The sequence below is a fragment of the Brevundimonas sp. genome (genome assembly GCF_041648115.1).
Lineage (GTDB): Bacteria > Pseudomonadota > Alphaproteobacteria > Caulobacterales > Caulobacteraceae > Brevundimonas.
This window is the reverse complement of sequence record NZ_JBAZPR010000011.1, coordinates 149,210-155,335: the sequence shown is the minus strand read 5'-3', so window position 1 is coordinate 155,335 and position 6,126 is coordinate 149,210. Positions and strand designations below refer to the sequence as shown.

7 protein-coding genes are annotated in these 6,126 nt (G+C 62.9%); 5 read left to right on the top strand and 2 right to left on the bottom strand.

Features of this window, described 5'->3' with window-relative positions:
* Nucleotides 1-182: 182 nt before the first annotated feature.
* The 4 genes from WC597_RS11995 to WC597_RS11980 all read left to right on the top strand — a co-directional run bounded on the left by WC597_RS11995 (nucleotide 183) and on the right by WC597_RS11980 (nucleotide 4,459).
* On the top strand, nucleotides 183-2,753 hold the full coding sequence (locus tag WC597_RS11995; RefSeq protein WP_372693528.1) for an excinuclease ABC subunit A: 2,571 nt from the start codon (nucleotides 183-185) through the stop codon (nucleotides 2,751-2,753).
* 160 nt (nucleotides 2,754-2,913) lie between these two features.
* Complete coding sequence (locus WC597_RS11990) at nucleotides 2,914-3,261, top strand: putative quinol monooxygenase (RefSeq protein ID WP_305639909.1); 348 nt, start codon at nucleotides 2,914-2,916, stop codon at nucleotides 3,259-3,261.
* 254 nt (nucleotides 3,262-3,515) lie between these two features.
* A complete protein-coding gene (locus WC597_RS11985; RefSeq protein ID WP_372693527.1) occupies nucleotides 3,516-4,070 on the top strand; it encodes a tyrosine-type recombinase/integrase in 555 nt (184 codons plus the stop codon).
* Between the two features lie 104 nt (nucleotides 4,071-4,174).
* On the top strand, nucleotides 4,175-4,459 hold the full coding sequence (locus WC597_RS11980) for a hypothetical protein (RefSeq protein WP_372693526.1): 285 nt from the start codon (nucleotides 4,175-4,177) through the stop codon (nucleotides 4,457-4,459).
* Between the two features lie 65 nt (nucleotides 4,460-4,524).
* Here WC597_RS11980 and WC597_RS11975 read toward each other — a convergent pair whose 3' ends face one another.
* Both WC597_RS11975 and WC597_RS11970 read right to left on the bottom strand, forming a co-directional pair.
* The gene (locus tag WC597_RS11975; protein ID WP_372693525.1) at nucleotides 4,525-4,920 is read right to left on the bottom strand and encodes a response regulator; all 396 of its coding nucleotides are present in this window, start codon (nucleotides 4,918-4,920) and stop codon (nucleotides 4,525-4,527) included.
* 116 nt (nucleotides 4,921-5,036) lie between these two features.
* Nucleotides 5,037-5,222 (bottom strand): hypothetical protein, encoded by a 186-nt coding sequence (locus tag WC597_RS11970; RefSeq protein ID WP_372693524.1) that lies wholly within the window; start codon nucleotides 5,220-5,222, stop codon nucleotides 5,037-5,039.
* 387 nt (nucleotides 5,223-5,609) lie between these two features.
* On the opposite strand from WC597_RS11970, the gene WC597_RS11965 reads away from it, so the two are divergent.
* The gene (locus tag WC597_RS11965) at nucleotides 5,610-6,101 is read left to right on the top strand and encodes a peroxiredoxin family protein (RefSeq protein ID WP_372693523.1); all 492 of its coding nucleotides are present in this window, start codon (nucleotides 5,610-5,612) and stop codon (nucleotides 6,099-6,101) included.
* Nucleotides 6,102-6,126: the final 25 nt, after the last annotated feature.

The following is a 6,126-nucleotide window of genomic DNA, read 5'->3' as shown; positions in this document are numbered from 1 at the left end:
GCGTCACGGTGCGCATGTCGGTCTCCTGCCTTCCGGCTCGTTGGAGCGAACGCCCCAGACCGTGTTTCGCCTCTGTCTAATCGCGTCCGACGCCCAGCCATCCATGACGAAGACCGGGAATATCCCCCGTCTGATGCAACCGAACAGGCTAGGCAGGACTATCAGGGGGTCAGGATGTTCGCATGCGAGCTGCCAAGGCCTCCGGCTTCGTCCGCATTCGTGGCGCGCGAGAGCACAATCTCAAAAATGTCGATGTCGACATTCCGCGCGATGCGCTGGTCGTTTTCACCGGCGTGTCGGGTTCCGGTAAGTCGTCGCTGGCCTTTTCCACGCTCTATGCCGAGGCACAGCGCCGCTATCTGGAGTCGGTCTCACCCTACGCGCGCCGCCTCTTCCACCAGATGGAGGTGCCCGAGGTCGACCTGATAGAGGGTCTGCCGCCGGCGGTGGCGCTGCAGCAGCAGCGCGGATCGCCGACCACCCGATCGTCTGTCGGCAGTGTGACCACCCTCTCCAATCTGCTGCGCATGCTCTATTCGCGCGCCGGGGACTATCCGCCCGGACAGCCGCACCTCGAGGCGGAATCCTTCTCGCCCAACACGCCCGAGGGGGCCTGTCCGCGATGCCACGGCCTCGGCCGGATCCATGAGGTCACGGAGGCCTCGATGGTGCCCGATCCTTCGAAGACCATCCGGGAGCGCGCCATCGCCGCGTGGCCTATGGCTTGGGGCGGCCAGAATCTGCGCGACATCCTGATCACTCTCGGCATCGACGTCGACACGCCGTGGCGCGAGCTCCCCAAGAAGGTGCGCAACTGGATCCTGTTCACCGAGGAGCAGCCCCAAGTCCCCGTCTATCCCGGATGGAGCCACGACGAGATCCAGCGCGCCATCCGGCGCAAGATCGAGCCCGCCTATATGGGCACCTTCTCGAGCGCGAAGCGCCACGTCACTCACAGCTATGCGACCACCCACAGCGCCATGATGAAGAAGCGCGCCGCGCGCTTCATGATCGCCCGGCCCTGCCCGGTCTGTGACGGCAAGCGGCTGCGCCGGGAGTCCCTTTTGGTCCTCTTCGAGGGCCTCGATATCGCCGAGATGAGCCGGCTGCCCATGGCCCGCTTCTCGAAGATCTTCGCGCCCTACGCCGAGGCCAAAGCCGGCAAGCTCAGGACGTTGCGCAAGACCCACCCGGAAAAGGCGCTGGTCGTCGAGCGCATCGCCGGCGATCTGTGCCGCCGGCTGTCGGTGCTGCTTGACCTCGGCCTCGGCTATCTGACGCTGGAACGCAGCACCCCGACCCTGTCGCCGGGCGAGCTGCAGCGGCTGCGGCTCGCCACCCAGGTTGTCTCCAATCTGTTCGGCGTCGTCTATGTGATGGACGAACCGTCCGCAGGGCTCCATCCCGCCGACACCGAGGCGCTGCTACGAGCGCTCGACGGCCTGAAGGCAGTGGGCAACTCGCTGTTCGTCGTCGAGCACGACATGGATGTCGTTCGCCGCGCCGACTGGATCGTTGATGTTGGCCCCGCCGCCGGCGAACACGGCGGCCAGATCCTCTACAGCGGCCCGATCGAGGGCCTGCGCAAGGTCGCCGCGTCCGAGACCCGGCACCATCTGTTCGACGAAGACGGCGGGATGCCGGGCCGCCAGCGCGAGCCCGCCGGCTGGCTGCGGCTCGAGGGGGTCTCGCGCAACAATCTGAAGCAGGTCGATTGCGAGATCCCGCTCGGTGTGATGACCACGGTGACCGGGATCTCCGGCTCGGGGAAGTCCAGCCTGGTCAGCCAGGCGCTGGTCGAGCTGGTCGCCGCAGCCCTCGGCGCCGCGCCTGCGGGCAAGGATGAAGCCGATACCGAAGCCGGATTCGAGGACGCGCCGTCCGTCGCCACCGAGGGTCGGATCGTCGGCGGGCTCGAAGGGGTCCGGCGGCTGATCGAGGTCGACCAGAAGCCGATCGGCCGCACCCCGCGTTCCAACCTCGCCACCTACACCGGGCTGTTCGACCATGTCCGCGCCCTGTTCGCGGCGACACCCGAAGCTCGGAAGCGCCGCTACGACGCCGGGCGGTTCTCCTTCAACGTCGCAAAGGGGCGCTGTCCGCGCTGCGAGGGGGAGGGGTTCGTCATGGTCGAACTGCTGTTCCTCCCCAGCGTCTACGCCCCGTGTCCCGCCTGCCATGGCGCCCGCTACAATCCCACGACGCTTGAGATCACCTACAGCGGCAAGACCATCGCCGAGGTGCTGGCGCTCACGGTCGAGCAGGCCTGGGACTTCTTCGGCGATGCCCCAAATGTCTGCCGGTCGCTCAAGGTGCTGCGTGAGGTCGGACTCAACTATCTCCGTCTTGGACAGCCCGCGACCGAGTTCTCGGGCGGCGAAGCGCAGAGGGTGAAACTGGCCACAGAGCTGCAACGCGCTCAACGCGGCGGGGCACTCTATGTTCTCGACGAGCCGACCACAGGTCTTCATCCAACCGATGTTGAGCGCCTGCTCGGCCAACTCAACGCCTTGGTCGACGCCGGCAACACCGTCATCCTGGTCGACCATGACATGAAGGTCGCAGCGGCCAGCGATTGGGTCATCGACATCGGGCCCGGCGCCGGTGACGAGGGCGGGCGGATCGTCGTTAGCGGCCCGCCGGCGGTCGTGGCTGCGTCCCCGGAGAGCCGAACGGCATTGTATCTCGATCGCGCTCTACAGGGCGGGGCAGCCGCAAATGGGCTTTCACACATGGAACGGGATCCTAACTGATGACGCCTCGCCCTCATGCAAAGACCCATGGCGCGGAGCGAGGCCTGACCCGCTGGTAGTCTTCGCCCAACGGTGCGACGCGGAACGCTGTGCAGTTCAGGCGCAGCCATTACAGAGGCGGAGCGTTAGCATGACGCCCTGGACTCGAAAGGAGACCGTGATGGCCAATGCTGAAACCCGCTCACCCGTGAAAAAGGCTTTGTTCGTGCGACTGCGCGCAAAGCCCGGCAAGGAGGCTGATGTGGAGGCCTTCCTGCGCGACGGACTGGCGGCCGTGATGGAGGAGCCGGACACGACGACATGGTATGCGGTCCGCTTCGGTCACGACGACTTCGCCATCTTCGACACCTTCCCGGGAGACGCGGGGAGGTTGGCTCATCTGGCAGGAAAGGTTGGCCGTGCACTCGTCGCCAAGGGCCCGGAACTGCTCGACGGCCTGCCGAAGATCGAAGATGCACAGGTTCTGGCGTACAAGCTTACCGACCAAAGCGGTGAGGTCCTGGACTGAGACGCGGCTCGCCAGGTGCCTGGCCGCCCTCTTCTCGCTGCAGGTGCTGACTGGCCAGGTATGTCGAAGCGCAATCGCCGGGGGCTGCTTACAACCCCTGCAGTGCGCCGCTCTCCGGTCAAGGAGAGTCAAAAAATCTGCGGAGCGGCAAGCTGAAGTTGTGCCGACTGCTTTTCGGTCTCGGCTCTTGGGCTACGAGGAGATCGCAGTCTCTGACATCGACAGGCTCGGCTGAATGTCCGGAGTCCGACGGCATGCAAATGTCCGCTTATGGCGCTTCTCAGACCTCACCAACGATAGCCACTCCTGGCGCATATGCGCCGTATGGCGCTTCTCCTGAGAAGGGGGCGTTGATCGTGGGAGGTGGCCATGAGCCAGCCCGATCTGTTTCGCTTACCTCGCAAACCCTGGAACGCTGGTCGGTTGACCGGAGCCAAGGCCCGCTCAAACCCAAGCACATTTGGGCGATCCGACAGCATGTGAAGTCGATCGGATCGGCCCGGGATTTGGCGATGTTCAACATCGCATTAGACGCCAAGCTGCGGGGCTGCGATCTCGTTAAACTCAGACTTGGTGATATCGCCCGAGGCGCCGTCGTACGGCAGCGATCGACGATTATTCAGCAGAAGACGGGTCGACCGGTCACGGAGGCCGCGAGAGACGCGTTGGCGCACTGGCTGGAAAGTCGAGGGCGACGGCGTGACGACTGGCTCTTTCCTAGCCGCAGCCGAGATGGAGCGCACATCGGTACATCACTCCGTGTTCTAGGCAATCGAGCAAGACCAGAGATGCGCCAGGCGACAGCTTGATGATGATCGGTTTCAGCACTCAGCCCCGCCTGGCGTGTCGTCGGTCCATCAGGTCGCGAACCTGTCACGCCGCTGACGGAAAGTGGAGTCGCCGGAAAGCGGACGTGCCGAATGCGCTCAGGCTATATGTCGGCAAGACGACTGTTCCGCTTTTCAACCGCTGCCATAGTTCGTGCATGGAGCCGTCCCCGCGAGAACAACTGTTAGGTCTGTTCCGCCAGACGCTTGCTCAATGCCTTGACACACAGGACTTCTGGCGCGGGCATGACTTCCGGCTACACGTCGGTGGCATGGATATTACTGAAGCGGAACGGGCTGCATCAGAGGAGCGCATTAAGCATCTGGAGAACCTGATCACCGCCATGGAACGGGAGAATAGCGAAACCTAGCTCTTTGACACTATGGTAGCTGTGACCATAATTACACCGATCGTCCCGGTCCGACGAAACTATTATCAGATCGGCTGCACGGCAGCTGATTGATCGTTCAAGAGTGATGCTACCGCGCTTACGATTTGCGCCTCGACAAATGGTTTGCTGACCATGACGCTGTTGGGCACTCCGTGGATCGACCAGTCATTCGCATGCTCTGCCGTCACATATACGACGGGTAAGGCAGGGTTTAATGTTCTGGCCCGACGCGCTACGTCCCATCCCGTTATCGCGCCACCCAGGTTCACATCCGTCACCAACGCTCGGCACCTCTCCCCGTGGTCCTGAAAGAGTTGGAGAGCATCGGTTCCGGTCATCGCTGACTCGAAGGCGAAACCTCCATCCTGGAGCGCCTGTTCGATGGTAACCAGGATGAGCGCTTCGTCTTCGACGACAAAAACGCAGACAGAGTCAGACATGGCAGCCCCAGTAGTTTGGCGCGCTTTTAACATCAGCGTGCAGAACGAGTTCCAGAGGCTCTACCGCACGCGACATCCTGCCTCATGCCCACGTGTGTTCTGGCTTCTGGCCGCAGCTAACGCTTACTAATTGAAAAAACATGTTGCCCGGCCCGGCTGACATCGACAGCGGTAAATGTGCCAGAAAGCCTTATCCTTAGGTCTGCAAGGTCGTGGGCCTCTGCATCGCTTCGAGCCTCGACGTTTTCTTCGCGCGGAGGGGTGTCCGGGCCATCATGAAGGCGGAACACATAGGCGGTCATCCAGCTGTCTCCCATCATTAAGAGCTGGACAATAAATGCCGTCTGTAAAGTGAAGTTCCTGCCCCGCTTTGCTTGAAGCTGGCCAATCACAGGTCAATCCAATCACGGCCTGGCGGCATCTTGGTCGGTGCCATCGGAGTTCTAGGCGCCTTCGTCAGCCGCTGAGGGCCGCGTTTCCACGCCAAGCCGCCAGACCCGTCCCGCGTGTCCGCCAGATGCGCAGCGCCCAAACTTCCGCAATGGGTCGGGAACCGACGTTTCGCCCAGGGCGATTTGCGGTCCTTGCCGCGCTGATGGTGGTTCGCCGCGAGGCCGACTGGGCCGCTTAACCATTCGTCAGCCGCTCCGCCGCTACGATAGCCTGGGGCACCGAACCGGCGAGAGGCCATGATTAGAACCATTCGTGTGGGTGAGCGTGTGCCGCCAGTGAGACTGGGGCAACTTCAGCAAGGGCTTGTCACAAGTCAGAGCGTCGAGACGTTGTTCCAAGGCCGGCGCGGGATCGTCATCGGCGTGCCTGGAGCTTTCACCCCGGTCTGCAGCGGAACGCATGTCCCCGATTTCGTCGCTCGGGCAGCGCAACTGAAAGCGTCGGGCTTCGGTTTCATAGCCTGCATGGCGGCAAATGACCCTTGGACATTGGATGCTTGGGCGCGGGAGCTCGACCCGAAGGGGCAGTTGATCTTTCTGTCGGACGGCAATCTGGAGTTCGCGAAAAAAACAGGCCTCGTGCGTTTCGACCCTGACCACTTTCTAGGTGAGCGCTGCCGTCGCTTCATGATGGTGCTGAATGGGGCCGTTGTTGAGAAGTTGTCGGTCGAGCCAGATCTCGCTGCGCTTACTTGCACCCGTTCGGCAGACGCTCTTTTGGACGCCTAAGGTCGGCTACAGGTCGGAAGCGGTC